A 25355-nucleotide genomic window follows, 5' to 3' on the forward strand; every position below is an offset into this window, starting at 1 on the left:
GGGATACCAGGAGTACCGGGGACAGCCACGGCGTCGGGAGAACCGGGGTCCTCGGGGGCTCAAGGGGGATCTGGGGTGCCGGGGGTGCCGGGAACAGCTCGGGTCTCGGCCGTGCCAGGAGCGGCCGGGGCGTCCGCCGTGTCCAGGACCTCTGGACCGAGCGACCGGCCGGGGTCCTCGGCCCTGCCCAGGCTGATGATCGCCGCGCCCATGACCGGGCAGGGCAAGACCACGGTCGCGACCGGGCTGATGGCCGCGCTCCGCGCCGCCGGGCACGTCGTGAGCGGCCACAAGGTGGGCCCCGACTACATCGATCCCGGCTATCACGCCCTCGCCACCGGACGCCCCGGCCGCAACCTCGATCCGCACCTGGTCGGCGAGGACCGGGTCGCGCCGCTGCTCCTCCACGGCGCCCGGGGCGCGGGTGTCGCCGTCGTCGAAGGCGTGATGGGCCTGCACGACGGGCGGCTCGGCACCGACGGGTTCGCCTCGTCCGCGCACGTGGCGGCCCTGACCAGGACACCGGTCATCCTGGTGGTGGACGTGTCCCGGATGTCCCGGTCGGTGGGCGCGCTGGTGGCGGGCATGGCCGCCTACGACCCGGCCGTCGAGGTCGCCGGGGTGATCCTCAACCAGGCGGGTTCCGCCCGCAACGTCGCCGAGATCGTCCGAGCGGTCCACCTGCCCGTGCTCGGCGTCGTCCACCGCGACGAGGACCTCGCCACCCCGTCACGGCATCTCGGGCTCGTCCCGGCGGCCGAGCGGGCGGAGTCGGCGCAGGCCGTCGAACGGCTCGGTGAGCACATCGCGCGCCAGGTGGATCTGGACGCCCTGCTCGACATCGCCCGCTCCGCGCCCGCCCTGGACACCGCGCCCTGGGATCCGGAGCGGGAGATGGCGGAGTCCCGCGACGTCCGCCGCCCGGTCGTCGCGGTGGCGGGCGGGAGGGCCTTCACGTTCCGCTACACGGAGACAGAGGAGCTGCTCACGGCCGCCGGATGCGAGGTCGTCGGCTTCGATCCGCTCTCCGACACCGAGTTGCCCGCCGGTACACGGGGGATCTACCTCGGTGGCGGCTTTCCCGAGGTGTACGCGAACCGGCTCGCCGAGAACCGGAGCCTGTCGGCGGACCTCGGCAACGCGGTACGGGACGGGGTGCCGACCGTCGCCGAGTGCGCGGGTCTGCTCTACCTGTCCGAGACGCTCGACGGCGCGCCCATGGCCGGGGCCGTCCCCGCGCACGCCCGGATGTCGGAACGGCTCACCCTGCGCTATCCGGAGGCGACCTCACTCGGGGACACCCTGCTGACCCGGGCCGGGGAGAAGGTCACGGGGCACGAGTTCCACCGCACCCGCCTCACCCCGGGGGCGTCCGTCGACAGCCCGGCGTGGGAGATCGACGGCACACCGGAGGGGTTCGCCTCACCGACCATGCACGCCTCCTACCTGCACGTCCACTGGGCCGGGCACCCCGGGATCGCCGCCCGCTTCGCACACGCCGTCAGCGGCGGGCCCGGAGGCCGGTGACCCAGTCCAGGGCGGACCGGACGTCGTGGACGGTCGGGACCCCCTCGGGGCCCGGGGGGCGGCGGACCACGATGACCGGGATGTCCAGCCGCCGGGCGGCGGCCATCTTGGGCCAGGTGTAGGTGCCGCCTGAGTCCTTGGTGACCAGGACGTCGGCGCGGTGCTCCCGCAGGAGGCCGAGTTCGCCGTCCAGGGCGTAGGGCCCGCGGCTGGTGACCAGGCGCCAGGCGTCGGGCGGTGCGAGGTCGGGGACGTCCACCACCCGGACCAGGGCTTCGTGGCGGTCGAGGGCCGGGACGAAGCGCGCGAGTTCCTGGCGGCCGACCGTGAGGAAGGGGCGGTCGCCGAGGGACGCGGCGGCGGCCGCGGCCTCCTCGTGCGTGTCGACGTAGTGCCAGGCCGGGTCGGGGTCCCAGCCCGGGCGCTCCAGGCGCAGGAGGGGGACGTCCGTGCAGGCGGCGGCCGCGTTGGCGGTCATGCCCAGCGCGAAGGGGTGCGTGGCGTCGACCACCGCGTCGTAGTCGGCGAGCGCCGCCCTCAGGCCCGGCACCCCGCCGAACCCGCCGATCCGGATCTTCCCCACCGGCAGGCGGGGGCGCGCGACGCGCCCCGCGAGGGACGTGGTGACGTCGACGCCGGACTCGACCAGCAGCGCGGCGAGCTCACGGGCCTCGGACGTTCCACCGAGGAGCAGGAGTCTCACCGAAGAGGGCTGCGCCGAAGGCGTCCGTTGAGGGGGCTCCTCCGCCGCGAAGCGGCCCCCTGAGCGGTGGTGGGCGACGGGTGGGCCTCCCGGCGCGAGCAGGGGAAGGGGCGGCGGACCCTCGCGGGCGAGGGTGAGCAGGGCGTCGACGTCCAGGTGCTCCTCCACGAGGTCGGCGAGCAGGTCCAGGCGCCGTTCCCGGGCGTCCGCGAAGCGGGTCCCCGACGGTTCGAGGCCCAGGGTCTCGGCGAGGAAGGCGGCCCGGAAGGCGTCCCCCTCCAGGCTGCCGTGCCACATGGTGCCGAAGACCCGGCCCTCGCGGACCAGGAACTCCTCGGGCGTGACGCGCCCGTGGTGGATCTCGTAGCCGTGCGCCGGTGCGCCCAGGGCCGTGCCGGTCGGCAGGCGCAGGGTCTTCTCGGCCGTGAAGTCCGTCCGGACGTCGAGCAGGCCCAGGCCGTCCGCGGTGGCCGGGGCGGCCTCGACCCCGTCCGGATCGGCGATCGTGCGGCCGAGCATCTGGAAGCCGCCGCAGATCCCGAGCACGGGCCGACCGCGGCGGGCGTGTTCGACGATCGCCCGGTCCAGGCCGCGGGAGCGCAGCCAGGCCAGGTCGGCGAGGGTCGACCGGGTGCCGGGCAGGACGACCAGGTCGGCGTCGGCGAGGTCGCGCGGCCCGGAGGCGAAGACGACGTCGAGGCCGGGTTCCAGGCCGAGGGCGTCCACGTCGGTGAAGTTGCTGATCCGGGGCAGGCGCACCACCGCCACGCGGCGGCCGGTGCCCGGGGACCGGCGACCCTCCAGGTCGAGGGCGTCCTCGGAGTCGAGCCAGAGTCCGGCGTCCCACGGCAGGGTGCCGTACACGCTGCGCCCGGTGAGCCGTTCGAGGTCGGCCAGGCCCGGCTTGAGGAGTCCGGGGTCCCCGCGGAACTTGTTGATCACGAACCCCGCGACCAACTCCTGGTCGGCGGGCTCCAGCAGGCCCACCGTTCCGTAGAGCGCCGCGAAAACGCCGCCGCGGTCGATGTCGCCGACGACCACGACGGGCAGGTCCGCGTGGCGGGCCAGGCCCATGTTGACGTAGTCGCCCGCGCGGAGGTTGATCTCGGCCGGGCTGCCCGCGCCTTCGGCGACGACGAGGTCGTAGCGGCCGGCGAGGTCGTCGAAGGCGCCGTGCGCGGCCTCGGCGAGGTGGCGGCGCCCCTCCTCCCAGTTCGCGGAGGAGACGTCCCCTGCGGGGTGGCCGAGCAGGACGACGTGGCTGCGCCGGTCGGTGCCCGGTTTCAGGAGGACGGGGTTCATGGCGGGCTCCGGCGTGGCGCGGGCCGCCACCGCCTGGACCCACTGGGCCCGGCCGATCTCCGCCATGCGGCCGTCGGGACCCCGGCAGACCATGGAGTTGTTCGACATGTTCTGCGCCTTGTACGGCGCGACCCGCAGACCGCGGCGCGCGAACGCCCGGCACAGGGCGGTGGTCACGACGCTCTTGCCCGCGTCGGAGGTGGTTCCGGCGACCAGGAGGCCCGCTCCGCGCGCGGTCCCGCCCGGCGTCTCGGGGCCGGCCGCGGCCCTGTCCCGCCCGCCACCGCCCGGCGCCTCCGGCGCGACCCGGTCCCCGCCCCACGCCTGCGGTGCGGTCCGGCCGCCGTCTCGACCGTCGTCGGCCGCCCTCATACGGTCCTCCGTAGCAGCGCGGTGTCCATCACCCATCCGGCGCGGTCCCGGGCCCGGGCGCGGGCCGCCTCGATGGCGGGCAGCACGTCGCCCACCCGCCCGGCGACCAGTTCCTCGGTGTCGGTGCCCAGGTTGGCGCCCCACCACACAGACCACTCCTCCAGGCCCTCGAACGCCGGCCGGCCGCCGAGCATGACGACGATGTTGTCCTGCCCGGCCGCGACGGCCTCCGCCAGCCGCCGCGCCGGCGTGACGTGGACCGGGCGGCCCACCTCGTGCAGCACGAGGCGGTGCCGCGCGGCCAGGAGCTGCGGCGCGGCGACGCCGGGGAGCACGTCATAGTCCACCGGCACGGCCCCGCGCGCGGCGATCCGGTCCACGATCCGCAGCGTGGAGTCGTACAGGGAGGGGTCGCCCCACACCAGGAACGCCGCGGTGCCGCCGCGCTCGCCGAGCACCCGCTCGTAGGCGAGGACCCGGGCCTCGTGCCAGGAGCCGACCGCGGCCGGGTAGTCGGCCGGGTCGTCCCGGTCGCGTTCCGGATCGGGCACGGCGACCAGGGGGACGCCGTGGGCGTCGCAGACCGCCCGGCGCAGCGCGAGCAGCCCGTCGTCGTCGCGCTTGCGGGCGGCCACCGCGTAGTCGCAGCCGCGCAGGGCCTCGGCGACCTCCCGGGTGAGGTGCCGCGGCCCCATGCCGATGCCCAGGATCCGGACCCTCATTCGGCGCGGTCCTCCAGGTCGCCCTCGACCTCCAGGTAGACCTCCGTGAGGGCGTCGAGCGTCGCCTGGTCCGGCTCGGCCCACAGCCCGCGCCGGGCGGCCTCGTGCAGCCGCTCGACGATGCCGTGCAGCGCCCACGGGTTCGAGCGGCGCAGGAACTCCTGGGTCTCCTCGTCCATCACGTACTCGGCGGCGAGCTTCTCGTACATCCAGTCGTGGACGACCCCGGCCGTGGCGTCGAAGCCGAAGAGGTAGTCGACGGTGGCGGCCAGCTCGAACGCGCCCTTGTAGCCGTGGCGGCGCATGGCGGAGATCCAGCGCGGGTTGACCACGCGCGCCCGGAACACGCGGGCGGTCTCCTCGCTGAGGGTGCGGGTGCGGATCGCGTCGGGCGAGGTGGAGTCGCCGACGTAGGCGCGCGGGTCGGTGCCGGTGAGGGCGCGGACGGTGGCGATCATGCCGCCGTGGTACTGGAAGTAGTCGTCGGAGTCGGCGATGTCGTGCTCGGCGCTGTCGACGTTCTTCGCGGCGACCTTGATCCGGCGGTAGTTGGCGCGCATGTCGTCGGCGGCCGGGGTGCCGTCGAGGCCGCGGCCGTAGGCGAAGCCGCCCCAGGCCGTGTAGACCTCGGCGAGGTCGTTGTCGTCGCGCCAGGTCCCGGACTCGACGAGCTGGAGGATGCCCGCGCCGTAGGAGCCGGGCGCCGAGCCGAACACACGGGTGGTGGCGCGGCGGTGGTCGCCGTGCTCCTCCATGTCGGCGCGGGTGTGGGCGCGGACGAAGTTCTGGTCCTCGGGCTCGTCGAGGTCGGCGACGAGCCGGACGGCGTCGTCCAGCATGGCGACCACGTGGGGGAACGCGTCGCGGAAGAAGCCGGAGATGCGGACGGTGACGTCCACGCGCGGGCGGCCCAGCTCCTCGAGCGGGACCACGTCGAGCTTGGAGACCCGGCGGGACGCCTCGTCCCACTCCGGGCGGACGCCGAGCAGGGCGAGTACCTCGGCGATGTCGTCGCCGGAGGTGCGCATCGCCGAGGTGCCCCACACCGACAGGCCCACCGACTCGGGGTAGGTCCCGGTGTCCTCCAGGTGGCGGCGCAGCAGGGAGTCGGCCATCGCCTGCCCGGTCTGCCACGCGAGGCGGGAGGGGACGGCGCGGGGGTCGACGGTGTAGAAGTTGCGGCCGGTCGGGAGGACGTTGACCAGGCCGCGCAGCGGGGACCCGGACGGCCCTGCCGGGACGAAGCCGCCGGACAGGGCGTGCACGGTGTGGTCGAGTTCGTCGGTGGTGCGGCCCAGGCGCGGTACCACCTGGGTGGCGGCGAACTCCAGGACGGCGCGCACGCCGGGGTCGTCGTGCAGGCCGGCCGCGGCGGCCGGGTCCCAGTCCGCGGCCTCCATCCGCTCGACGAGGGCGCGCGCGGCGGCCTCCACCTCGTCGACCTCGCGGGCCGGGGCGTCCTCCTTGAGTCCGAGGGCGGACCGCAGCCCGGGCACCGCGGCCCCGACACCCCCCCAGACCTGGGCGGCGCGCAGGACGGCCAGGACCAGGTTGACCCGGGCCTCGTCGGCCGGGGCCTCGCCGAGCACGTGCAGGCCGTCGCGGATCTGCGCGTCCTTGATCTCGCACAGCCAGCCGTCGACGTGGAGCAGGAAGTCGTCGAACTCCTCGTCGTCGGGCCGCTCCTCCAGGCCCAGGTCGCGGTGGAGTTCGGCCGCGCGCATCAGGGACCAGATCTCGCCCCGCACCGCGGGCAGCTTGGCCGGGTCCATGGCCGCGATGTTGGCGTGCTCGTCGAGGAGCTGCTCCAGGCGCGCGATGTCGCCGTAGCTCTCCGCGCGGGCCATCGGCGGGATGAGGTGGTCGACGACCGTGGCGTGGGCGCGGCGCTTGGCCTGGGCGCCCTCGCCCGGGTCGTTGACCAGGAACGGGTAGACGAGCGGCAGCCCGCCGAGCACGGCGTCGGTGGCGCAGGACGCCGACAGCGCGGCGTTCTTGCCGGGCAGCCACTCCAGCGAACCGTGCTTGCCGAGGTGCACGACGGCGTGTGCGCCGAAACCGTGCTCCAGCCAGCGGTAGGCGGCCAGGTAGTGGTGGCTCGGCGGCAGGTCGGGGTCGTGGTAGATCGCGATGGGGTTCTCGCCGAAGCCGCGCGGCGGCTGGACCAGGACGACGACGTTGCCGGCGCGCATCGCGGCGAGGACGAGTTCGCCCTCGTCGTTGACGTACAGGCGGCCGGGGGCGGGCCCCCACGCCTCGGTCATCGCGTCCTTCAGGGGCGCGGGCAGGCCCTCGGTCCAGGCGGCGTACTGCTCGGGTGTGATCCGCACCTGGGCGTCTGTGAGCTGGACGGAGGTCAGCCAGTCCTCGTCCTGGCCGCCCGCGGCGATCAGGGCGTGGATCAGCGCGTCCCCGGCCTCGGTGTCGTCCTCCAGGTCGAGTCCGGGCAGGTCGCCGGGCTCGCCCAGGTCGTGGCCCTCCTCGCGCAGCCGGCGCAGCAGGCGGACCAGCGAGCGGGGGGTGTCGAGGCCGACGGCGTTGCCGATGCGCGAGTGCTTGGTCGGGTAGGCCGACAGAACGACCGCGATCCGCTTCTCCGCCGGGGGCACGTGCCGCAGCCGGGCGTGGGCGGCCGCGATCCCGGCCAGGCGGGCGCAGCGCTCCGGGTCGGCGACGTAGCGGGGCAGCCCGTCGTGGTCGATCTCCTTGAACGAGAAGGGCACGGTGATGATGCGGCCGTCGAATTCGGGGATGGCGATCTGGCTGGCCGAGTCGAGCGGGGTGACGCCGTCGTCGGAGGCCTCCCACTCGGCGCGCGAGCTGGTCAGGCACAGCCCCTGGAGGACGGGGACGTCCAGCGCCGCCATCCGCTCCACGTCCCACGCCTCGTCGTCGCCGCCGGCGCTCGCGGAGGCGGGCACGCTGCCGCCGGCGGCCAGGACGGTGACGATCAGGACGTCGAAGGCGCGCAGAGCCTCGTAGAGCTCGTCGGGCGCCGAGCGCAGGGAGCCGGCGAAGACGGGGACGCCCACGGCCTGCCCGGTCGCGTCGACGGCGTCGGCCAGGGCGTGCGCGAACGCGGTGTTGCCGCCGGCCTCGTGTGCCCGGTAGTAGAGGATGCCGACGCGCGGGAGCGACGCGTCCGCGGGCTGTTCGCGCTCGGCGAGGCCCCACTGCGGGACGGGCGCGGGCGGGTCGAAGCCCTCGCCGGTCAGCAGCACGGTGTCGGACAGGAAGGCGTGCAGGCGCCCGAGGTTGGCGGGACCGCCCTGCGCGAGGTAGCGGTGGGCGTCGGCCGCCAGGCCGATGGGGACGGTGGAGTGCTCCATCAGCTCGGCGCTGGGCTGCTGTTCGCCGCTGAGCACGACCAGGGGCGTGCCCCGCTCGCGGACGGCGGACAGGCCCGGCCACAGGTCGTGCGGCGAGCCGAGCAGGCGCACCACCACGAGGTCGGCGCCCTCGACGGCGGCCGTGAGCTCGGTGTCGGAGGCGCGGGACGGGTTCGCCCACGCGTAGTCGGCCCCGCTGGCGCGCGCGGAGAGCAGGTCGGTGTCGGACGTGGACAGCAGAGCGATCCGTACCGTCATGGCCGGAATCCTCCCTCGGGGTTCTCGCCCCATCGGCGGTAGGAACGTTCGTGGCCAGTGTCTGGCTGGGCCCCTGGCGGGGGTGTCACAGTGGCGGAACCGCCCCGGACTCGCACCGGGTTCCTGCGCCTCGAACGGAGGATCCACACCTTAACGTTCCGCCGCCGGTTCCGCTGTGGCGGGTGACTCCCGAGCCGCCTCAGCGCAGGAAACGGATGACCGGGTACCCGGGTCCGGCGTCGACCTCCGCGCGCACGCCGTAGACCTCGCCGATGAGGGACGGGGTCAGCACCGCGTCGGGTGTGCCCTCGGCGACGACCCGCCCGCCGCGCAACACGACGAGCCGGTCGCAGTACATGGCGGCCAGGTTGAGGTCGTGCATGGCGATGACGGTGGTGACCGGCAGTCCCGCGACCAGTTCCATCAGGTCGAGCTGGTACTGGATGTCGAGGTGGTTGGTGGGTTCGTCGAGCAGCAGTTCCGTCGGCTCCTGTGCCAGGGCGCGGGCGATCTGGGCGCGCTGGCGCTCCCCGCCCGAGAGCGTGTGCCAGGACCGGTCGGCCAGGCCGGTGAGGCCGGCGCGCTCCAGGGCCGCCGTCACGGCCGCCAGGTCGGCGGCCGACATCGGCGTCCAGGCGCGCCGGTACGGGATCCGGCCCAGGGCCACGACGTCGCGGACCGTCAGCTCGGTCTGGGTGTGCGCGTGCTGTTCGACGGCGGCCACGCGCCGCGCCGCCGCGCGGCGCTCGGTCCGCGCGAGCGGGCGCCCGTCCAGGGTGACCACGCCAGCGGAGGGCGTGAGGACGCCGCTGAGCGCCCGCAGCAGGGTCGACTTCCCGGAACCGTTGGGGCCGAGCAGGCCGACGGTCTCGCCGGGGCGCGGAGCCAGGGTGACGCCGTCGAGGATCAGCCGGCCGCCGATCAGCCGGCTCACGCGTTCGGCGCGCAGCCCCGTGTGCTGGGCGTCGGCCACGGCCGGTTCGGCGTCGGTCATGTCGTCCTCCTGACTCTGTACAGCACGGCGATGAAGGCGGGTACGCCGATGAGGGAGGTCATCACGCCCACCGGGATCTCCTGGGGGTCCAGGACGGTGCGCGCGGCGGTGTCCACCCACACGAGGAAGACGGCGCCGCTCAGCGCCGTCACGGGCAGGAGCCGGGCGTGTGCCGACCCGGTGAGCGCTCGGGCCGCGTGCGGCAGGACGAGCCCGACGAACCCGATCGCCCCGGACGCGCTGACCAGGGCGGCGGTGAGCAGGGCCGTGGCGGTCAGCAGCAGCAGGCGGGCCCGGGCGACCCGGACGCCGAGGTTGGCCGCGGCCTCCTCGCCGAACGCGAAGGCGTCCAGGGTGGTGGTGTGGGCGAGGCAGACGGCGAGCACGACGGCCAGCACCGCCGCGCACAGGGCCACGTCCGTCCATCCCGCGCCGCCGAGCGAGCCCAAGAGCCAGAACAGGATGCCCCGGGTGGTCTCGGCGTCCGCGGAGGTCAGCACGATGAACGAGGTCAGCGCCCCGAACAGCTGCATGGCCGCGACCCCGGACAGCACCACCCGGTCCATGGTCGGGCCCAGGCTCTGGGCGAGCAGCACGACCAGCGCGAAGGAGAGCACCGCGCCGACGAACGCTCCGGCCGACAGCGACATCACGCCCGCGCCCCATCCGAGGACGATCACGGCCACCGCCCCGGTCGAGGCACCGGAGGAGACCCCCAGCACGAAGGGGTCGGCCAGCGGGTTGCGGAGCAGGGACTGCATGACGGCGCCGCACAGGGCCAGCCCGGCGCCGCACACCGCAGCGAGCAGGGCCCGGGGCATGCGCAGGTTCCACACGATGCCCTCGCGCAGCGGCGACAGGGGGCTGGCGCCCGCTCCCAGGCGCGCGGAGACGGAGTGCCAGACCTCGGCCGTGGTGATGTCGGCGGGGCCGATGGTCACGGCGACCGCGATCGAGGCCCCCAGGAGCGCGAGTCCGCCGACGGTGAGCAGCGCCTGGCGGACGCCCCTCACTGGGTGAACCCGAGGTCCCGCAGACCGTCGGCGACGAGCTCGATCCCCTCGACCGTGCGGATGGAGGGGTTCATGGCCTGGCCGCTGAGCAGGATGTACCGGCCCTCCCGGACCGCGGTGAGGTTGCGGGTGGCGGGGCCGTTCTCCAGGAACTCGATCTTGGCGTCGGCGGACTCGGCCGTCTGGGACTCGCGGGTCAGGTCCCCGAGCACGATGACGTCGGGGTCGCGTTCGGCCACGGTCTCCCAGTTGATCTGCGGCCACTCGTCGTGGGTGTCGTCGAACGCGTTCTGCGCGCCGACCGCGCGGGTGATGGCGCCGGGGGCGCCGCAGCAGCCGGCGAGGTAGGGCGACTCGGAGTTGGCGAACCAGTACATGAGGGAGGCGTCGGAGGCGTCCAGGTCCGCGGTCGCCGCGTCCACCCGGCCTTCGAGTTCGGCGACGAGGGCGTCCCCGCGCTCCTCGACGCCGAAGATCCGGGCGAGGTCGTGGATCTCGCCGTAGACGGCGTCGAGCGTGAGCGGTTCGCTGCGGGAGCCGTCGCCCCCGCTCTCGTTGTCCTTGCCCGCGGCGCAGTCGGTCGGGGAGACGTAGGTGGGCACGCCCAGTTCCTCGAACTGTTCGCGGGTGGCGACGCCGCCAGTGCCGAGGGTGGAGACGAAGGAGGAGGTCACGAAGTCCGGTTCGACGTCGAGCACCGCCTCGAAGGAGGGGTTGTCGTCGGCGAGCCGGGGGATGTCCTCGTTGGCCTCCTCCAGGCCCTCCATGATCGGGTCGGTCCAGGTGGCCGTACCGATGACGCGGTCCTCCAGTCCGAGGGAGAGCAGGATCTCGGTGGTGCCCTGGTTGAGGGAGACGACGCGCTCGGGCGGGGCGTCGACGCTCACCTCGTGCCCGCAGTTGTCGATCGTCGTGGTGGCGCCGGTGTCGGAGCCCGTCCCGCCGTCCTGGCCGTCCGTGGACGTACCGCAGGCGGTCAGGAGGAGGGGAGGCGCGAGGAGGAGGGCGAGGGGGCGGAGCGCGGAACGCAGCATGGGTGTGCCTCGGATGTCGGGGCTCGAACGCGGAGCCTGGCATGGATGCCCTCCGCGCGTTCGACGCGGAGGGGCCAGCAGGTCTTCGGACTCGGGTTCACCCGGACGGGATGCCTTCCCAGGCCGGTTCCGCGTCGACGCAGTGGTCGCCGCGGGCTCGCCCCAGTGGCGCAAAGTACCCCGCCCGTCCCCCTCACCGCTGCGCGTCAGTTCCGGATTCGCACCGGATTCCCTGACCACTGGCGTGGTACGACTGGCACCCGAAGGGTACCAAGGCCGCGTGTCAGCGCATTCGGAGGATCCCGGGCGGACCGGCCGGTCCGGAACGGAGCCGTAGCCGGATTGCGCCACCGCCCGCACCGCCCGCACCGCCCGCACCGCCCGCACCGCCCGCACCGCCCGCACCGCCCGCACCGCCCGCACCGACAGCGTGGGTCCTTCCTGAGCGGGGTGCCGGGTGGAATCCTGGCCCCCATGATCGGACGCCTGCGCACCGTCGCCATCGACTGCCCGGATCCGGAGGCCCTGGCGGGCTTCTACGCCGAACTCCTGGGCCTGCCCGTCATCGAGCGCGTGGACGACTGGGTGGTGCTCGCCGGGGACGACCTGCCCCGGATCGCCTTCCAACGGGCCCCCGACCACCGGCCGCCCGCCTGGCCCGACCCGGAGCGGCCCCAGCAGATGCACTTCGACGTGTGGGTCGACGACATCGCCACGGCCGAGGCGCGCGTGCTGGAACTCGGCGCCACCCGGCTGGCGCGGGTGGAGGACGATCCCGACGACCTCTTCCGGATCTACGCCGATCCGGCGGGGCACCCCTTCTGCCTGGAGTTCGCGCGCTGACGGAGGGCGCGTCCGGGTGGCCGCCGGCGGGCAGAACGTACGGATCCGGCCGCCCGTGGTCATGCGGCGACACGAGCTGCCGGACATGTGAGCGCTCACATGACCGGGCCCCGGCCGTCGGACCGGTCTCGCCCGGCCGCTATCCTCCCGGAGGCCGTCCCCCCGCGGCGGCGCCTCGGGAACCGGGACACGACACTCTCTCCTCCGGAGGGCTCATGCCCACGTCGCACGCACCGCTCCGCAACTGGGCCGGGAACGTCACCTTCGCCAGTCCGCGGGTGCACCGGCCCACGACCGTCGACGCCCTGCGCCGACTCGTGCGGGACAGCGCCGGGATCCGCGCCCTCGGCAGCGGCCACTCCTTCAACCTCGTCGCCGACTCCGACCGCGACCTGGTCCGGTTGGACGGCCTGCCCGTGGTGACCGAGGTCGACCCGGCCGCCTCGACCGTCACCGTCTCCGGTGGCCTGCGCTACGCCGAACTGGCCGCCGCCCTGCACCGCGAGGGCTACGCGCTGGCCAACCTGGCCTCCCTGCCGCACATCTCCGTCGCTGGTTCCTGCGCGACCGGCACCCACGGGTCCGGTGACGGGCAGCGCTGCCTGTCCGCGGCGGTCCGCGCGCTGGAGCTGGTCGGACCGGACGGCGACCTGCGGTGGCTGTCCCGCGACACCGATCCCGGGGTCTTCCCCGGAGCCGTGGTCGCCCTCGGCGCGCTCGGCGTCGTCACACGGCTCACCCTGGAGATCGAGCCCGCCTACGAGATGACCCAGCGGGTGCGGGTCGGAGTGCCCCTGGACGAGGTGGCCGAACGGATCGACGACGTGTTCGGCGCCGCCACCAGCGTCAGCCTCTTCACGGACTGGCACGCGGGCGAGGGCGACGTGTGGCTCAAGAACCGCACCGACCAGCCGGAGGGCGAGTGGCAGGGCGGGCGGCCCGCCCCCGGCCCGATGCACCCCGTTCCGGGCATGCCGCCCGAACCCAGCACCGAGCAGCTGGGCACCGTCGGCCCCTGGTTCGAGCGCCTGCCCCACTTCCGGCCCGAGCTGCCCCCGAGCGCGGGCGACGAACTCCAGTCCGAGCTCTACCTCCCCCGGGACGCGGCCCCGGCCGCCTTCGCGGCGCTCCGGGAGATCGGATCCCTGATCGCCCCGGTGCTGCACGTCTCGGAGGTGCGCACGATCCGCGCCGACGACCTGTGGCTGAGCCCCGCCCACCACCGGGACACCGTCGCCTTCCACTTCACCTGGCGCAGGGACCCGGCGACCGTGCTGCCCCTCCTCGCCGCCGTGGAGGACCGCCTGGTGCCGCTGGGCGCGCGACCGCACTGGGGCAAGCTCACCGCGCTGAACCCGGCGGAGGTCATCGGCATGTACGAGCGCGGCGCGGACTTCGGTCGCCTGGCACGGGATCTCGACCCGCACGGGAAGTTCCGCAACGCCTTCACCGACGCCCTCTTCCCCCGGGCGTGAGGTCGGCGTGCGGCGGTGCCGTGCCCCGGCCCGCCGTCGTCAGCTCCAGATGAGCCCGAACCCGGTGGTCACTCCGGTGACCGTCTCCCGGTACTCGGCCAGGGCGTCCCCTGCGACCCCGGCGGAGTTCAGGTGGACGAGCGGCGCCGGGCTCACCCACCTGTTCCAGCCCCGCTCGAAGGCGTGGGGGCCCTGGGGCTCGCGCTCGAACACGGCCGGGACCGCGTGCCAGACCCTCCGGTTCGGCGCGGAGCGGCCCCGGGCCTGGGCACGGGCCCGGTCGCGCTCCTCCCGCGCCGAGCCGGGGACCGGCAGCTCGTACCGGACCGCCAGGCACCGGCGGCGGTGCCCGCCGGGCCCGGCCCGCTCGTCGCCGACGGCCGGGTTGATCACCTCTTCCAACGCGACGGCGAACTTCTCGGCGGCCTCGGGCCCCGCGCCGGTCAGGGTGCACTGGTGCACTCCGGCCGAGTCCACGTGGACACGGACGCCCTCGGCCCCCACCGCGGAGTGCCCGGCGAACAGGAGCGCGTCGGCGACGGCGTTCGCGAACCAGTCGATCCCGACGGGTTCCCTGGCCTGTGCGAGCAGGCGCCCGGCGACCCGTACACGCTCCGCGCGCGCCGCTCCGGCCGCCGCCACCCCCCAGACCGTCGCGACCGCCAGGACCGCCGTCGCCGCGACCTGCCACGGGCCGAGGAACGCGCCCACCACGAGGACGGCGGCCAGGACGGCCAGCGCCTGGCCCACTGCTGCGCTCCGTCCGCGCCCGGCGGGCCTCGGCCGCCGGACGCCCGCCGCCCTTCCGACCGCGCCCGCGGCGGCCGGCAGGGCGATGGGCGGCATGGTGCGCGGCGTCATGGTCGACGCGGTGGACGGCGCGGAAGGCGGCACGGTGGTCGACGGCCTGAGGGTGGAGGCCCGCACGGGGGGCACCTGCCTCTCCCAGACCCGCAGCGCGGCGGTCAGCGTGTCCTCGTACGGCTCCCCCAGCCGCCACTGCTCGCGGGTCTCGTCCCGGGCGCCCGCCCGGATGAGCATGCGCACGTTGACCGCGTCCGTCTCACCCTCCGGCGGCGGTTCGTACGGGGAGAGGCGGGCGTCGACGTGCGCCACCCCGCTCACCACTCCGCCGTCGGTGCCCAGGGCCAGGTAGCCCTCGTGTTTGCGGACGAACCGGTTCCAGTCCGCGTCTCCCTTGGGATGGTCGTGGCTCACGCACACGACCGTCCAGGTGTGCGCGGTCTTCTCGGGCCAGGAGGGATCCAGCCGCAGGGCCCTGCCCCGGCCCTGCAGGACCGCCGTCGCCGTCGTGGAGGTGGTCAGGTCCACGACCACGTTGATCCCCCGCGCGTCCCAGCCCTCGCCGAGGAGCGCCCTGGTCCCGACCAGCACGCTGCACCCGGCCCAGTCCAGGAAGCGCGTCACCAGTCCGACGCGCGTGCGCGGCGGCCACGTGCCCTCGATGACGTGGAGTCCGTCCACCTCCCGGACGGACAGGTCGAGGTCGGGGCGCTCGGCGAGGACGAAGCCGATGAGCGCGTCGCTGGTCCACGGGCTGGTGGCCACCGTGCGCCCGGTGATCATGACGGGGTTGAGGAAGGCGGTGCGCGGGTCCTCCGCGAGCAGGGCCAGCTGGAGCCACGCCGACCCGGCGTCCTCGGCGAGGACGCCGCGCAGGGACCGCGGGGTGCGGGCGCGCTCCTGGTCGCACAGGACGAGGGCGCGCAGCCGGTCGCCGAGCGCGTCGGACTCGGTGTCCACGATCTCCACGGTCGCCTGGGACTTGGCGGCGCTGCGGGCGAGGACGCGGTCCACGGGCGAGGTGGTGGCGCGGATGCCCCGCCGCGTGAGCTGGTACCCGACCGTCGGCAGGGCCGCCCGGATGCTCTGCCGCGCGGCCCTGTTCCGTTCGGTGCCGGGGTCGAGGCAGTGCCGTTCGTAGTCCTTCAGGAGCGCGACCCAGTCGTCGGCGTCGGGCGGGTGGCGGTGCCGTTCCGCGAGGCGGGCGCCCCTGGGGAGCGCGCAGAGTCCGGCGTGGTGGAGCCGCAGGACCGCGTCGGCCTCGTCGGGGCGTTCGTCCGCCAGACGGTCCCAGTCGGCCTGGTCGTGTCCGGCGGTGAAGCGGTCGACGAACCGCACGTCGATCCACGGCAGGAAGTCGGTCTCGGCGAATCCGGGAGTGAGCAGTTCCGTGCACATCTCCGTGAACCGGAGACCCTGCTCGGCGAGGTATTCGCGCTCCAACGCGTTGGGCACGGTGATGTAGGCCAGTTCCGCGAACGGGGCCAGGTAGCCGTCCCGGACGAGCGCGGGGACGGACGCGCCGGTGATCGGCTCTCCGAAGAGGCGCTCCACCAGCGTCTTCTCGGTTCTGGTCAGGCTTGCGGAGGGTGTTCCGGTCAGTCCGATGACGTGGGCGTCGGGAAGTTCGTCCAGGATCTCGGCGAGGAGGCGGCCCCACACCTGGAGCAGGTGGTGGCACTCGTCGAGGATCACGGTGAGCGGGCCCGCGTCGTGCAGGGCCCTCACCAGGGCCTCGCCGTTGGCGTGGAGGCGGTCGCGGACGGACCCGCTCCCGCTGGACTCGGCCTCGGGGTCGAAGACCGCGAGCGACTGGTAGGTCAGCACGTTGACGTCGTGGTCCAGGGTCCGGTCGGTACCGGCCGTGCCGCCGTCCGGGCGGTCGTAGGCCTCCCAGTGGGTGATCCACTGCCCCTGGATGGCGATGTTGGGGGCGAAGACGACGGTGCGGCGGCCGAGGCGGCGGGCGGCCTCCACACCGACGAGGGTCTTCCCTGCGCCGGGCGGCAGCACGACCCAGGTGCGCCGGTGGCCGTCCGCCCAGCGCGCGGCGACGGCGTCCAGCGCGGTGCGCTGGTAGGGCCGCAGCTCGCCGGGCCAGGATGCGGTCGCGAACGCTGTGGGGGTTTCGGACACCCGTCGATCGTAGTCCGGCGGGCTGGCCCGGGTCAGGGCCGCTCGGCGTCCGTTCCCGGATCGGCGCGCGCCGGTGTCCGTGGGCGCCGGTCAGTGCCCCTCGGCGCTCCGGAGTTCCCGCCAGGCCGAGACCCACCGCTCGCGCTCCGCGGCGTCCTCGCCCGCGCACGCGGTGACGAAGGCCATCAGGAACACGTACCTGGGCAGCTCGGTGCCTTCGAGGACCTCGCGGAAGGTGGCCGCCTTGACCGCGCCGCCGCACAGGTACTCCAGCTCCAGGTAGGACCAGTCGCCCGCCCAGACGAGGTAGCGGCGCATGGTCAGCAGGAAGGCGGCGGTGCTGCGGGCCGTGCGGGGGTCGGGCCGCTCGTCGTAGCCGTCCAGGTCTCGCAGCAGACCGATCCGCTCGACGGTGGTGTCGACGGGCGTGGACAGCAGGCGGTCCAGCCAGCCGGTGGCGCGCAGGGAGGTGTTGGGACCGGTCGGTTCGAGAACGGCCGTCGTACTCAATGAGTCTCCGCGGGATGGGGATTCGACCAGGATCGTGCGTGTTCGTCACAGCGCACGCGCGAACGGCGCATACGCGAACAAGGGTGCGGGAGAACACCGACGGCCAGAGGAGGGGTGTTGCCGAGATAACTCCGACTGATCGGCTACGGGGAAATCTACCGGAAGAACGTGACACACGAAAGCGCCCGCGGTGTGGGCGGTGTAGAGGCGTGCGACACCCCAGGGTGTGACGCGGGCACACCCCGGTGAACGCTCAGGATTATTCCTGAGAAAGCACCTCAAAGGTCATCTGGAAGCCGAGTGAATACGTCCCTATTACGACGCATTGATTCCTTGCTGTTGCGCCTGGTAAAAGAGGTTCGTCGGATCACGCGCCTCTTTTTCGCGCATCCGATTTTCCATATAGGGCTCGACCGAAACACTCCGCTCCGCCCCTGCGAGAGGACGCGAGGTCCGACCACTCCCCCGGCCGAATCGGGGCACCGGAAGGAAAAGATCGGGACGGCGGTCGCCGCGCCGGTCTTCGCGGTGGCCGCGCCGCCGAGCGGCAGTCCCGGACGTGGTCCGCGCACGCCACAGGGCGGACCGGCGAAACCGGGCCGGGGTCAGCGCACGACGACGGTGGCGTACACCTCCATGTTCCCGCTCTCCCACAGCCAGTCCATCGCGGCCATGCTCACCCGGGCGCACCCGTGCGAGGCGGGCTGCGGGGGCACGCTGGGGTAGCCGTGCACGGCGATGCCGCCGTTGAAGTACTTGGGTCTGTACAGGGCGCCGTAGGGGCCCGGGTCCCACGCGTCCACCTCGCGGAAGACCGAGTACGTGCCGGTCGGCGTGGTCGCGATCCGTTCGGTGCCGTCGGAGCCCTCGTAGGGCCGGCCCGATCCGGTGGAGGTGTTGAGCACGCGTTCGACCTCGCCGCCGGAGACCACCAGTAGGAGCTGGCGCTCCAGGTCGATCTCCAAAACGTCGCCCGAGGAGGAGGTGGCGGAGGGCCGCACGCCCTCGTCGAGCGCCGCCCGGGTCTCGGGGCCGACGATGCCGTCGCGGCCGATCCCCGCCGCCTTCTGCAGCGCCGTGACCGCCTGGGCCGTGTTGAAGCCGAACATGCCGTCCACGCCGTCGATCCAGTAGCCCAGCTCGACCAGGCGCTCCTGGACCTCCGACACCGCCGGCCCGGAGGAGCCCTGGCGCAGCTCCGTGGCGGCGACCGCCGCGGCGGGCCGTGCCGTCGCGGTGAGCGCCGCGACCAGCGCGCACACCATCACCGCGGCCGTGATCGCCGCGCGGGTGGGAAGGCGCGGGCGGAACCGTCGAGGGAGTGACAAGGGGGTGACCATACGTCTCCTTTACCCACCCGCACGGCGTTCCCCACCCTTCCTCCGCATCTGTGGACGAACGGAGGAAGGGCAGGCGGCCGTCAGGCCGTCCGTCGCGGGTGGTGGCGGGCGACGGGGAACGGCGTCAGCCGCGGCCGGGCACCATCCGGTCGACCCGGAACAGGGTCGTGGTCCCGCTCACCTCGTGGGCGACCGCCAGGACCGGGACGCCCGGGACCGGGGAGTCGCCGGCCTCGATGAAGGCCAGGCCCTCCGGGCCGAGGCCGCCCGCCGCACGCGTGTCCGGCTCGGCGGCGAAGTCCCGGTTGTTCAGGTACTGCACGAACGACGCCGACCGGGGGTCGGTGACGTCGTAGACCATCACACCGCCCACGCGCTCCAGTCCGACGAAGGCGTAGGTGCGGCCGGACACCTTCCCCACCACGACGGCCTCGGGCTCGGGGCCCTTGTCGTCGCTGCGCGCGTCGAAGGAGCTGTCGTCGTTGTTGGAGTTGAAGAACTCCGGCTCGACCTCGGCGGTGATCCGCTCGAAGTCCGAACCCGAGTCGAAGAGCTGCTCGCCGTCGGCCGTCCAGACCGAGAACGACCGGCCGCCGTAGGAGTACAGGTCCTCGTAGCAGCTGCCGTCCGCGCGCAGGCCGTCCTCGACGGACACGTGCAGCCGTCCGAGGTTGGTCTCGTCCGTCAGCTCCTCGACCGTGCCGATCCCCTGGTCGTTGTCCTCCAGGAAGCCCGCCAGCCGGGGGGAGTCCTCGCACAGGGGCGTGTCCTCGGTCAGGTCGGCCACCCGGGACTCGTCGGAGTAGCCGTCCCAGCCGCGCGAGTCGCCCTCGTTCGCCGTCACGAGCAGGGTGCGGCCCCGCCAGGAGTAGGTGTCGAACCCGTCGGGCTGGTACATCCCCTGGACCGGCCAGTTCTCGATGCGGATCTCGTCGTCCCGGTTGGAGGCGTCGAACCCGTTGCCCGGCTCCAGGTGGTCCTTGGTGCCGAACGGCACGATGTCGGTGAACGAGGCGGACTCCACGTCCAGGACGGCGAAGGCGTTGGCCTCCTGGAGCACGACGTAGGCGGTGCCGTCGTCCACGGCGGAGACGTACTCCGGTTCGAGGTTGCGCGCCACCCGGCCCGGCGTGCCGGGTTCCCCGGTGGACAGGTCGGGCCCGTGGACCCGCACGTCGGGGTGGAGTTCACGGTCCCCGTCCCAGTCGCGGAAGTCGGCCGTGGAGACGTCGTCCTGGCTCAGGTCCGCCGGGTCGCCGGACATGCGGATCACGCTCACCGAGCCCTCGGGGTCGATGGTGTAGTCGTCGTTCGGCTCGCCCTCGTTGGCCACCAGGAGGGGCCCGCCGTCGGGTCCGAAGGCCGCCATGTCCGGCAGTGCGCCGACCCGGAGGGCGTTGAGCACGGCGCCCTCGACGTCGAAGAACACCACCCAGCCGGACTCGGTCCTCACGGTGGACTTTACCGCCACCGCCACGACCCCGTCGCGCACCGCCACGGAGTTGGCTACGGCGCCCCCGCCGATCGTCGACCCGTCGGCCGCCGTCGCGCCGGCGGTCTCCAGGTCGAAGAGCTTGACCGGTGCCTCGGGGTCGGAGACGTCCAGGACCTCGACGGTGGCGGACGCGGCGCTGACCACGAACAGGCGCTGGGTGTGCGGGTCGTGGGCGACGATCTCGGCCGCGGACGCGTCGAACACGTCGGAGTGGTGGGTGCCGAGCACGGACAGTTCGATGCCGACGGGTCCGCGTCCGTGCCCATGCCCGTGTCCGTGTCCGCGCCCGTGTCCGGGATCGGCGTGGGCGATCGACGCGGCCCCTGTCAGGGTGACGGCGACGGCGGCCGTGACCGCCATGGTCTTGCGCATGAGGCTTCCTGGTGGTTTCGGGGGAACCGAGCGCGATCACGCTCGGGCCGAAGCCAACCAGGAGGCCGCGAACACGGGGTGACGGCGGCTCTTCCACCAGGTGAAGGAGGCCGTCGTTCAGCGGCGCGCGTCCGCGCGCAGGGACAGCGCCACGTGGACCAGCGCGCGGCAGCGGGCGAACTCCAGGGCGGTGAACGGAACGCCCACCCGCCGACCGCCGCCGCCCGCCGGGTCTCCGTGCCGGGGCGGACCGCCACGCCGCCCGCCGCCGCCCGCGGACGGCGCGGCGCCGCCCTCGCGGCGCACCACGAGGACACCGCCGCCGGGTGCCGGGAGCGTCATGGTCGTGCCGGACAGGTCCTCGCGGCCCATGCCCTCCGGCGCACGCGCGAGGAGTTGGACGTCCTGCGCCGCCGACAGCGCCATCAGCGACCGCTCCAGGGTCGTGGCGCCGGTGATCAGAGCGCTGACCAGGGCGAGCGTGCGGCTCGTGGTGTCACTGAGCTCGTGGACGTCGGCCGGGCGCACGATCACGTCCCGGACGCCCGCCCCCTGCACGGCGCTGTACAGGTCGCCCTCGTCCACCCGTGCGGGGGCGTTGACGAAGAACTCGTCTATGGCCTCGGGGCCGCCCGGGTGGACCTGCATGAGCCGGATGTCGACCCCGAGCGCGGCGAACCGCGAGGTGAGCGCGGCCAGGCCGCCGGGGACGTCGGCGACGGTCACCCGGACGCTCCACAGCCGGTCGTCGGCGTGGTCGTGCAGGGGCGCGGGGAGGGGGTCGACGGGCGCGGTGGACCCCGTGGGCCCGGTGGGCCCGCCGCGCCGGAGCCGCCGCCGGGCCGCGTGCGCGGCGCGCTGGCGGTGCCACCGGTGCATTCCGGACACCGCGAGCAGGAGTACGCCCACGGCGATCAGCACGCCGACCCCGCCGTCGCTGTGGCCGAGCGAGAGCACCACGACGTGCGCCGCCCCGGCCGCGAGCAGAAGGATTCCCAGGTCGAGCGCCTCGCGGCCGAGGAAGCCGGGGCGCGTGTGGTCGTCGGTTCCGTAATCACCCTCGGAAGCGTCCATGCCACGACAGTGCCAAGCCGACGTTGCGGGGATCGTTCACTCTGTGACGGGCCGGTAACGACAGAGCGTGACACTGGTCACGGAGCGGGGTCGCCGCAGGATTCCACGCCCTCGACCAGGCATTCGACCTCGGCGCCCAGTCCACGCGGTCCCGGCGTGCGCGCCCCTGTTCGTCACGGCCGCCTCCGCCGTCGCCGCGACACCGCGCGGCGACGCCGTCTCCGACCCGCTGGCCGTGGCCCCCGTGACACGGGGGGTACCGCCGGACGCGAACCACCGTGTGCGCCCGTGGGCTCGTGAACCCGTGCACCCGGCGGGCCCACGGGCCCGCCCCTCGCACTACCCGCGTCCGGCGTAGGGCATCTCCCGCGCCATCACCGTCACCTGCGGCACGGAGACGTCCGGCGGCAGCGAGACGATGTGCGCGATGGTCGACGCCACGTGCGCCGGGTCGATCACGGGCTCGGCGCGCACCGAGCCGTCGGGCTGGACGGCGCCGGCCCCGAACCCCGCCACCATCGCGGTCGACGCGTTGCCCACGTCGATCTGCGTGCAGGCGATCCCGTGGCCCCGCAGGTCGAGGTTCATCGACGCGGTCAGCCCCGAGACGGCGTGCTTGCTCACGGTGTAGGCCACGCTGGACGGGCGCGGCACGTGCGCCGACACGGACCCGTTGTTGATGATCCGGCCGCCGCGGGGGTCCTGCTCCTTCATCAGGCGGGCCGCCTCGCGCGCGCAGTACATCGACCCGGTGACGTTGGTGGCCAGGACGCTCTGCCAGTCGTCGTCGGAGACGGTGTCGACGGCGGCGCTCGGCCCGAACACCCCGGCGTTGTTCACCAGCACGTCCACCCGGCCGAACCGCTCGCGGACCAGCGCGAACAGCGCGCGCACGGAGTCGGCGCGGGTCACGTCGGCCTCGGCCACCACCGCGCGGGGGTGGCCGTCGGCGGTCTCCTCCAGAGCTGCGCGCCGGCGGCCCGCCAGCACCACCGCGTACCCGTCGCCGAGCAGCCGCCCCGCGGTGGCCCGCCCCAGCCCCGATCCGGCTCCCGTCAGCACCACGACGCCCCGCCCGGCCGTCTCCGCCCTCGCCTCCGCCACCCGCGGTCTCCCCTCGTCCACCAGCGTGTTCGCCGCCCCGGCCGGTCGCGGTCCGGAGCGGCCGTCGTGGAACGGTACCGCCCGCCGGGCGCGAGGGCCGGTACCGGTCCCCGGATGTGCTAGCGTCGCTTCCTCGCGGCGACCCGGACCTGTGTCCGCATCAGGGACGTGCCGGACCCCCGTGTCTCCTCCGGGGGCGGTTCCTGTCCCCAGGCCCCGCTCCCGTTCCGAGACCGGTCGTTCATCTTCTGCACGGTCTCGATCTGCCAGGGAGTACGCGCTCGTGCGTGTCTACTGCGCGGTGGCCGCCCGAGGGCTGCGCCGCTATTCCACCTACCGCGCGGCCGTGGCCGCCGGGCTGTTCACCAACAGCGTCTTCGGCGTCATCAACGCGATGGTGCTGCTCGCCCTCTTCGCGGCCCGCCCCGAGATCAACGGTTACGACGCCGAGGACGCGGTCACCCAGGTCTTCGTCGCCCAGGGCCTGATCGCGGTGGTCGCGATCATGGGCTCGCCCCTGGAACTCGGCGAGCGGATACGTACCGGCGCCGTGGCCACCGACCTGCTGCGCCCGGTCTCGCTCCTGGGGTGGTGGCTGGCCGACGACCTCGGCCGCGCCGCCTTCCACCTGGTGTTCCGGGGCATCCCCGTCTTCGCCGTCGGGGCGTTCCTGTTCGACCTGCTCATCCCGACCGACCCGTGGCGGTGGGCGGCGGTGGCGGTGTCGATCGCGCTGGCCACGCTCGTCTCCTTCGCGCTGCGCTACCTGTACGAGCTGGCCGGGTTCTGGCTGATGGACACCCGCGGCGTCCAGACGGTCGCAGGGTTGCTGGGTCCGATCGCCGCGGGCATGCTGCTGCCGCTGCCCCTGTTCCCCGCGGGCGTGGGCGAGGTGCTGCGGCTCCTGCCCTGGGCGTCCATCGTGCAGCTGCCCGCGGAGGTCTTCCTCGGCAAGGACACCCTCCCTGGCGGCACCGTCCTGAGCGGCCTCGCGGTCCAGGCCGGATGGGCCCTGGCCCTGTTCGCGTTCGCCGCGTGGGCCACCTCCCGAGCGACCGCCCGGGTAGTGGTCCAGGGTGGTTGACCTCCTCGGAAGCGTGCGCGGCGGCAGGGACGTCCGCCCCCGCCGGAACCCGGCCGGTACCCCCGTGCGCACCTACCTCCGCCTGGCGTGGACGTGGTGCCGGGCCATGGCGCAGTACCCGGCGTCGCTCGTCCTGATGAGCCTGGCCACGTCCCTGGGCGCGATCGCGGAGATCGGCGCGGTCCTGGTCGTGTACACGCACGCCGGCCGGTTGGCCGGGTTCGACGTGCACGAGGGCCTGCTCATCGCCGGGCTGGCCACCACCGCGTTCGGCTGCGCCAACATGCTCATGGGGTCGGTCGAGAGCCTGGGACAGCACATCCGCACGGGCACCCTGGACGCGATGCTGGTCCGGCCCGTCTCCCCGCTGGTGCAGATGGCCACCGACCGCTTCGCGCCCCGCCGTCTGGGCCGCATCCTGCCCGCCGCCGGGGTCACGGCCTACGCCCTGGCCGCCGCCGGCATCGACTGGACCCCCGGCCGGGTGCTGGCGCTGACGGTGTTCCTGGTGTCGGGGACCGCCATCGCCTGCGCGATCTGGGTGATCGGCGCGTGCCTGCAGTTCGTCCTCCCCGACGCCCGGGAGGCGGCCCACTCGGTGACCTACGGCGGCCAGGCGCTGGTGGAGTATCCGCTGTCGGTCTACTCGCGCGGAGTCGTGCGCGCCGCCACGTTCGTCGTGCCGCTGTCCTTCGTCAGCTGGCAGCCCGCCCTCTACCTGCTGGGCCGCCCCGATCCCACGGGCCTGCCGGACGCCCTGCGGCTGGCCACCCCCCTCGTCGCCGTCCTGCTGTGCGCCCTGGCCGCCGCCACCTGGCGGTTCGGGCTGCGCCACTACCGATCCACCGGGAGCTGACCGATGCCGCCGAAGACCACCGCCGTCCCCGCCCGCGCCTGCGTCGAACCGATCATCGAGGCGGTCGGCCTGGGCCGGGATTTCACCGTCAGCGAGGGCCCCTTCCTGCGCCGCCGGCGGCGCACCGTCAGCGCGGTGCGCGACGTGGACCTGACCGTGTTCCCCGGGGAGATCGTCGGCTACCTCGGGCCCAACGGGGCCGGGAAGAGTTCGACGATGAAGATGCTCACCGGCATCCTCAGTCCGACCCAGGGCCGGGTGCGGGTCACCGGTCTGGAGCCGGCCCGCCGGCGCACCCGGCTCGCCGCGCGGATCGGGGTCGTGTTCGGGCAGCGCTCCACCCTGTGGTGGGACCTGCCGCTGCGCGACAGCTTCGAGCTCACGCGGCACATGTACCGCGTCCCGGCCGCCGACCACGCGCGACGGCTCGCCGAGCTGACCGCGCTGCTGGAACTCGGCCCGTTCCTGTCCACCCCGGTGCGCCAGCTCTCCCTGGGCCAGCGCATGCGCGGCGATCTGACGGCGGCCCTGCTGCACGGGCCCCGCCTCCTGGTGCTCGACGAGCCCACGATCGGGCTGGACGTGGTCAGCAAGTCGACCATCCGCGAGTTCCTGCTGCGGCTCAACGCCGAGGAGGGCACGACGATCCTGCTGACCACGCACGACCTGGGCGACGTGGAACGCCTGTGCGAGCGGGTGGTGGTGATCGACCAGGGGAGGTTGGCCTACGACGGCGGCCTCGCCGGGCTGCGCGCGAGCGTGCCCTCGCCCCGCGTCCTGGTCGTGGACCTGGTCGGGCCCGCCGCGCCGCTCACGGTCGAGGGAGCCCGGTGTGTACGCGTGGACGGCCCCCGGCAGTGGCTGGAGCTGTCCGACAACCCGGCGCGCGTCATCGCCGAGGTGACCCGGCGGCACGAGGTCGCGGACCTGACGCTGCGCGAGCCCGACATCGAGAGCGTGGTCGCCGCCCTGTACCGGCGTTCGGCCGCCACTGCCGGATAGGACGCG

18 protein-coding genes, 1 pseudogene and 2 riboswitches are annotated in these 25355 nt (G+C 74.1%); of the genes and pseudogenes, 6 read left to right on the forward strand and 13 right to left on the reverse strand.

Annotation, left to right across the window (positions count from 1 at the left end; all coding sequences use genetic code 11):
* Nucleotides 1-138 precede the first annotated feature (138 nt).
* Nucleotides 139-1527, forward strand: coding sequence for a cobyrinate a,c-diamide synthase (locus tag ADL05_RS26915; RefSeq protein ID WP_231640925.1), 1389 nt, complete (start codon nt 139-141; stop codon nt 1525-1527).
* Here ADL05_RS26915 and ADL05_RS31385 read toward each other — a convergent pair.
* The 7 genes and pseudogenes from ADL05_RS31385 to ADL05_RS26945 form a co-directional block, all read right to left on the reverse strand.
* Nucleotides 1502-2230: a cobalt-precorrin-6A reductase gene (locus ADL05_RS31385; RefSeq protein WP_197285953.1), complete on the reverse strand. Its 729-nt coding sequence runs from the start codon at nt 2228-2230 to the stop codon at nt 1502-1504. The genes ADL05_RS26915 and ADL05_RS31385 overlap by 26 nt on opposite strands.
* A 78-nt stretch (nt 2231-2308) precedes the next feature.
* A pseudogene (locus ADL05_RS30140) lies at nt 2309-3748 on the reverse strand (cobyric acid synthase); the annotation flags it as partial.
* Nucleotides 3749-3900: 152 nt separating this feature from the next.
* Nucleotides 3901-4626: a precorrin-6A synthase (deacetylating) gene (gene cobF / locus ADL05_RS26925; RefSeq protein ID WP_053619824.1), complete on the reverse strand. Its 726-nt coding sequence runs from the start codon at nt 4624-4626 to the stop codon at nt 3901-3903.
* A complete protein-coding gene (cobN, locus tag ADL05_RS26930) occupies nt 4623-8213 on the reverse strand; it encodes a cobaltochelatase subunit CobN (protein ID WP_053619825.1) in 3591 nt (1196 codons plus the stop codon). Before cobN ends, cobF begins: the two co-directional genes overlap by 4 nt.
* A gap of 34 nt (nt 8214-8247) precedes the next feature.
* Nucleotides 8248-8376: riboswitch (cobalamin riboswitch) on the reverse strand.
* A gap of 36 nt (nt 8377-8412) precedes the next feature.
* On the reverse strand, nt 8413-9207 hold the full coding sequence (locus ADL05_RS26935) for an ABC transporter ATP-binding protein (protein WP_053619826.1): 795 nt from the start codon (nt 9205-9207) through the stop codon (nt 8413-8415).
* A complete protein-coding gene (locus ADL05_RS26940) occupies nt 9204-10220 on the reverse strand; it encodes an iron ABC transporter permease (RefSeq protein WP_053619827.1) in 1017 nt (338 codons plus the stop codon). The genes ADL05_RS26935 and ADL05_RS26940 overlap by 4 nt, the downstream gene beginning before the upstream one ends.
* Nucleotides 10217-11254: an ABC transporter substrate-binding protein gene (locus tag ADL05_RS26945; protein WP_053619828.1), complete on the reverse strand. Its 1038-nt coding sequence runs from the start codon at nt 11252-11254 to the stop codon at nt 10217-10219. The genes ADL05_RS26940 and ADL05_RS26945 overlap by 4 nt, the downstream gene beginning before the upstream one ends.
* Before the next feature lie 58 nt (nt 11255-11312).
* A riboswitch (cobalamin riboswitch) is annotated at nt 11313-11527 on the reverse strand.
* Between the two features lie 201 nt (nt 11528-11728).
* Here ADL05_RS26945 and ADL05_RS26950 point away from each other — a divergent pair.
* On the forward strand, nt 11729-12097 hold the full coding sequence (locus ADL05_RS26950) for a VOC family protein (RefSeq protein ID WP_053619829.1): 369 nt from the start codon (nt 11729-11731) through the stop codon (nt 12095-12097).
* A 215-nt stretch (nt 12098-12312) separates the two neighbouring features.
* Nucleotides 12313-13572 (forward strand): FAD-binding protein, encoded by a 1260-nt coding sequence (locus ADL05_RS26955; RefSeq protein WP_053619830.1) that lies wholly within the window; start codon nt 12313-12315, stop codon nt 13570-13572.
* 39 nt (nt 13573-13611) lie between these two features.
* Here ADL05_RS26955 and ADL05_RS26960 read toward each other — a convergent pair whose 3' ends face one another.
* The 6 genes from ADL05_RS26960 to ADL05_RS26985 all read right to left on the reverse strand — a co-directional run bounded on the left by ADL05_RS26960 (nt 13612) and on the right by ADL05_RS26985 (nt 22407).
* Nucleotides 13612-16512 carry a DEAD/DEAH box helicase family protein gene (locus ADL05_RS26960; protein WP_053619831.1) on the reverse strand — a complete coding sequence of 967 codons (2901 nt, stop codon included), beginning with the start codon at nt 16510-16512 and terminating at the stop codon, nt 13612-13614.
* 90 nt (nt 16513-16602) lie between these two features.
* Nucleotides 16603-17022, reverse strand: coding sequence for a hypothetical protein (locus ADL05_RS26965; RefSeq protein WP_053619832.1), 420 nt, complete (start codon nt 17020-17022; stop codon nt 16603-16605).
* Nucleotides 17023-17627: 605 nt separating this feature from the next.
* Nucleotides 17628-18362, reverse strand: coding sequence for a L,D-transpeptidase family protein (locus ADL05_RS26970; RefSeq protein ID WP_053619833.1), 735 nt, complete (start codon nt 18360-18362; stop codon nt 17628-17630).
* A 124-nt stretch (nt 18363-18486) separates the two neighbouring features.
* Nucleotides 18487-20229: a choice-of-anchor I family protein gene (locus ADL05_RS26975; protein WP_053619834.1), complete on the reverse strand. Its 1743-nt coding sequence runs from the start codon at nt 20227-20229 to the stop codon at nt 18487-18489.
* Nucleotides 20230-20346: 117 nt separating this feature from the next.
* The gene (locus ADL05_RS26980) at nt 20347-21303 is read right to left on the reverse strand and encodes an ACT domain-containing protein (RefSeq protein WP_053619835.1); all 957 of its coding nucleotides are present in this window, start codon (nt 21301-21303) and stop codon (nt 20347-20349) included.
* Nucleotides 21304-21642: 339 nt separating this feature from the next.
* The gene (locus ADL05_RS26985) at nt 21643-22407 is read right to left on the reverse strand and encodes an SDR family oxidoreductase (protein WP_053619836.1); all 765 of its coding nucleotides are present in this window, start codon (nt 22405-22407) and stop codon (nt 21643-21645) included.
* A 283-nt stretch (nt 22408-22690) separates the two neighbouring features.
* Between ADL05_RS26985 and ADL05_RS26990 the strand changes: the two genes are divergently transcribed.
* From ADL05_RS26990 to ADL05_RS27000, 3 genes are read left to right on the forward strand one after another with little or no spacing between them, the layout of a single operon-like run.
* Nucleotides 22691-23491, forward strand: a complete 801-nt coding sequence (locus tag ADL05_RS26990; protein WP_053619837.1) for an ABC-2 family transporter protein — start codon at nt 22691-22693, stop codon at nt 23489-23491.
* Nucleotides 23484-24347 carry an ABC transporter permease gene (locus ADL05_RS26995; RefSeq protein WP_369801001.1) on the forward strand — a complete coding sequence of 288 codons (864 nt, stop codon included), beginning with the start codon at nt 23484-23486 and terminating at the stop codon, nt 24345-24347. Before ADL05_RS26990 ends, ADL05_RS26995 begins: the two co-directional genes overlap by 8 nt.
* 3 nt (nt 24348-24350) lie before the next feature.
* Nucleotides 24351-25349, forward strand: a complete 999-nt coding sequence (locus ADL05_RS27000) for an ATP-binding cassette domain-containing protein (RefSeq protein WP_053619839.1) — start codon at nt 24351-24353, stop codon at nt 25347-25349.
* Nucleotides 25350-25355: the final 6 nt, after the last annotated feature.

Origin of the sequence: Nocardiopsis sp. NRRL B-16309 (genome assembly GCF_001279585.1) — a bacterium.
Taxonomy (GTDB): Bacteria; Actinomycetota; Actinomycetes; order Streptosporangiales; family Streptosporangiaceae; genus Nocardiopsis.

Excerpts from the sequence above, each read along its gene's own strand:
- cobF (WP_053619824.1), bottom strand. The coding sequence starts at position 4,626 with ATGAGGGTCCGGATCCTGGGCATCGGCATGGGGCCGCGGCACCTCACC.
- cobN (WP_053619825.1), bottom strand. The coding sequence starts at position 8,213 with ATGACGGTACGGATCGCTCTGCTGTCCACGTCCGACACCGACCTGCTC.
- ADL05_RS26935 (WP_053619826.1), bottom strand. The coding sequence starts at position 9,207 with ATGACCGACGCCGAACCGGCCGTGGCCGACGCCCAGCACACGGGGCTG.
- ADL05_RS26945 (WP_053619828.1), bottom strand. The coding sequence starts at position 11,254 with ATGCTGCGTTCCGCGCTCCGCCCCCTCGCCCTCCTCCTCGCGCCTCCC.
- ADL05_RS26950 (WP_053619829.1), top strand. The coding sequence starts at position 11,729 with ATGATCGGACGCCTGCGCACCGTCGCCATCGACTGCCCGGATCCGGAG.
- ADL05_RS26955 (WP_053619830.1), top strand. The coding sequence starts at position 12,313 with ATGCCCACGTCGCACGCACCGCTCCGCAACTGGGCCGGGAACGTCACC.
- ADL05_RS26970 (WP_053619833.1), bottom strand. The coding sequence starts at position 18,362 with ATGGTCACCCCCTTGTCACTCCCTCGACGGTTCCGCCCGCGCCTTCCC.
- ADL05_RS26975 (WP_053619834.1), bottom strand. The coding sequence starts at position 20,229 with ATGCGCAAGACCATGGCGGTCACGGCCGCCGTCGCCGTCACCCTGACA.
- ADL05_RS26980 (WP_053619835.1), bottom strand. The coding sequence starts at position 21,303 with ATGGACGCTTCCGAGGGTGATTACGGAACCGACGACCACACGCGCCCC.
- ADL05_RS27000 (WP_053619839.1), top strand. The coding sequence starts at position 24,351 with ATGCCGCCGAAGACCACCGCCGTCCCCGCCCGCGCCTGCGTCGAACCG.